The sequence below is a fragment of the Salicola sp. AFF1 genome (genome assembly GCF_056783195.1).
The window spans coordinates 1-1,653 of sequence record NZ_JBXAYL010000090.1 but is presented as its reverse complement, the minus strand read 5'-3'; the positions used below and the strand labels follow the sequence as shown (position 1 = coordinate 1,653).

Below are 1,653 nucleotides of genomic sequence, written 5' to 3'. Positions count from 1 at the left end.
TTGGCGGAGATCAACCAACAGGATATGCCACCTCTTCAGCCTGCTTCCATACACCAGAAATCACCATAACTCAATGAGAGTGTGTGCCACGCTTTCGTATGGTGCAAGTAGAGGTAAGCCTCTTCCTCCGGAAGAGGCTTTAAACCGGTTTAAACAAAATTGTTTCTCTGCCAGCGATGCTATTCAGATTTCTGAGAAATTGCTAGAAACGGCTAGACATCTTGTAGAACTTGATAGTAATGAAATGCTTGGGCCTGTTACAGATATTCTGCACGCTCGGATTCTGGCAGTTGCAATAATGACTTCTCAGCGTCTTAACTCGAACGAGAGGGAAAGAGCATTAGAGCAATGGGAGCGTGTTACATTTAGAATATTTGGTTTTGCAGGTAAGGACTCAAGACATAAAGTTGGTGATTATGTTCGCCTTGCATTTAAGGTTGTTAATAGGAACACCGATGACTATCGGTATAGTGACTTAATGTCTGATTTGCGAAAACTCGGGGCTGATTATCCGATTGATAAAGTAGCTACCGAGGGGCTAAAGCAAACCGAAATCTACGAGATATCACCAAATATCGTTAGATATATTTTATGGAAATATGAAGAGTATTTGGCACTAAAGTCTGGTCAGAATGCTACTGTGGATGAAAATGCTAGAGACGCAATTTGGAAAATGAGTGAATCAGAATCGATTGAGCATATAGCACCACAAAAACCTGAATCAGGGGGTGCTTGGGGAACTGCGGACGAGGAATATCTTAGAAATATACATAGAATAGGGAATTTGATTTTGTTGCCGCAAACCATCAACGAAGAAGCGCGTCGACAGGGATTCCAGCAAAAGAAAGAGATATATAATAAAGTTCAGCTAAGAATGGTCTCTGAGGTTTGTTGCGAAAATAGCTGGGATATTAGTAAAATTGAAGATCGTGAAAATAGAATTATTGAATTTGCTGAATCCGCCTGGCGTGATGTCTACGACTAATTATTTTATAGGTTTGGACGTATTGGCTTTTTCTTTACTGCCGTCATCCTGAATTCAGATAAATCGGTGGCCGAGCTGGTTTAGATGGTTTGCCGACGGTCGCTGTCGTCTGCCCCGTGTATCCTCTCTAATATAAGTGACAGGAGAACAAAAGGTGCAGACGTTTTTGGCTGTGTTCATTCCTGTGGCCTTGCTATGGGGTATCTACAGAGTAGGTAGAGCGCTCAATGACTGCTCTGGTGTCCGCATGGTCACTGTCGGATCCGTATTTGCCGCCATTCTCGCCACCTGGCCCCTGTTGATCGGCTTCATTCTGCTTGCAGAAGGCGATCCCCGGCACCAGGAGGTAACCGAATTTCTGCTGGCAACTGGAGCGACCGTCTCCTCTCTGCTTCTTTTGCGTAACCTTTCACGGTCTGGCCGCGTATCCATCTCCGTTGGAGCACTTACGGTGCAACTGATATTGGCCATTCCGGCGCTGCCCTTAACGGGGTTGTTGCTGCTTGGTTTTCACTCCCTGTTTTTCGCCTAGTTCCGTCGCACTCAGAACCGCACGGTCTCCAGTGTGCCGTGTTGTGTCCAGTTGATGGCAAGTGTTAGTGGCCAATTAAAATGACCCACTACTGGCCATTAATTTTGACCCACCTCCGGGTGGCCGTCAGGCCACA

Annotated in this window: 2 protein-coding genes; both read left to right on the top strand. The window is 45.7% G+C overall.

The genetic code is table 11. The annotated features are described in order from the left end of the window. The coding region (locus AC1RQI_RS16810) for an HNH endonuclease family protein (protein ID WP_481905763.1) at window positions 1–985 on the top strand (985 nt) is incomplete at its 5' end. Between the two features lie 154 nt (window positions 986–1,139). Beyond that, the gene (locus AC1RQI_RS16805) at window positions 1,140–1,517 is read left to right on the top strand and encodes a hypothetical protein (RefSeq protein WP_481905762.1); all 378 of its coding nucleotides are present in this window, start codon (window positions 1,140–1,142) and stop codon (window positions 1,515–1,517) included. Window positions 1,518–1,653 lie beyond the last annotated feature (136 nt).